This is a genomic window from Streptomyces tricolor, from assembly GCF_002155905.1.
GTDB lineage: Bacteria > Actinomycetota > Actinomycetes > Streptomycetales > Streptomycetaceae > Streptomyces > Streptomyces tricolor.
In genome coordinates this window covers 1-1,642 of sequence record NZ_MUMF01000294.1, presented here as the reverse complement: position 1 = coordinate 1,642, position 1,642 = coordinate 1, and the positions used below count along the sequence as shown (strand labels likewise).

Sequence of the window (1,642 nt, the reverse complement as noted above, 5' to 3'; positions counted from 1 at the left end):
CCGGCCCTGGCCGCCGGCGCCGCCTGCATCGCCGCCGCCTGCGCGGGCGCGGTCTACCGGCTGTACGGCCGCAGACGCCTCGCGGGAGGCCGGCCCGGGATGTGATCCGGGCAACTTCGACACCCCCCATGGAGGGCCGTCCGGCGGGTACACACCTTCCCGAAGGCATCGCGAGGAGATCGCGGCAGCAGCTCCCGGCCGGCTGCACGCGGGCCGGGCGCGCCCACGGCCCACGAGGGCGGCACGGCAGCCCACGACGACAGCGGACAGCCCGGCCCGCACGGGGCGGGACGGGACCACGGACTGCGCGGAGGCGGACATGCGGCGGACGGACCCCGCGGAGGACCACGGCCCCGTCCGCTACGGCCCGCCCCTCCCGGCCGACGGCCTGCCCGTGCTGCCCGAACTCTCCGCCGTGCTCGCCGCCGCCGCGAACCGCTCCGACGCCCAGCCGGTCGGCGGCGCCCCCGCCCTGCTGGAGGCCGCCTGCGGCTACTGGACCCGGCGCGGACTGCCCACCGTCCCCGACCGGGTGGCCGCCGGACCCGGCGCCCCCGCCCTGCTGCTCGCCCTGACGGCAGCGCTCGCCGGCGACGGCGCGGACATCCTCGTACCCCGCCCCTGCGCCGCCTGGTGGGCGCCGTACGCCCGGCTGCTCGGCCGGCCCGCCTTCCATGTGCCGACCCCGGCCGAGGGCGGCGGCGTCCCCGACCCGTACGCCCTGCTGGAGACCGTGCGCCGGGTCCGCGCCGAGGGCGGCGACCCGCGCCTGCTGGTGCTGTCCGTCGCCGACGACCCCACCGCCACCGTCACCCCGCCGGAACTGCTGCTGGAGACCGTCGAGGCCGCCACCGCCGAGGGCCTGCACCTGGTCAGCGACGAGACCTGGCGCGACACCGTGCACGACCCGCACCAGACCGTGCTGCTCAGCCCCGCCGAGATGCGGCCCGACCAGGTCACCGTCGTCACCGACCTGGCCGGCGCCCTGCTGCCGCCCGGCTGGCCCGCCGCCGTCGCCCGCTTCCCGGCCACCGACGCCGGACGGCACCTCCACGCGCGCGTGCTCGACATCCTCACCGCCCTCGGCGCCCGGATCGCCGCACCGGTCGCGGCGGCCACCTGCTACGCCCTCGACGAGCCCCCGCCCGTCACCGAACGCCGCGAGGCGACCGTACGGCTGCACGCGCGCGTGGCCGCCGCCGCGCACGCCGCGGTCGTCGCCGCGGGCGCGCTCGCCCGGCCCCCGCAGGCCGGCCGCCACCTGTACGCCGACCTCGCCCCGCTGCGCGAACCGCTCGCCGCCCAGGGCGTCGGCGACGCACAGGAACTGGAGGACCTGCTCACCGCCCGGCTCGGCCTGCCCGCGCCCGGCGGCCACCGCTTCGGCGACGACCTCGGCGCGCACCTCGTACGGCACCCGCAGCGCGACGACCTGCCCGGCGAGGGCGTCGCCGTGCCCGTACCGGGCCCCCTTCTCCCGGATCTCCGCCACCAGCCCGGCGACGGGGTCGGCCCGCTCGTCCAGCGTGATGTTGAGGAACCCCGGCCCGGTGACGACGACGTCCCGGATCCCCTCGGCGCCGACCAGGCGGCCCCGCAGGATCTCGGCCACCCGCCGCGCGGGCTGCCCGGCCGGCCGGGC

At 79.6% G+C, this 1,642-nt stretch carries 1 protein-coding gene; it reads left to right on the top strand.

From position 1 onward, the window contains the following. Positions 1–319 precede the first annotated feature (319 nt). The coding region (locus tag CCN44_RS21565; protein WP_244203944.1) for an aminotransferase class I/II-fold pyridoxal phosphate-dependent enzyme at positions 320–1,642 on the top strand (1,323 nt) is incomplete at its 3' end.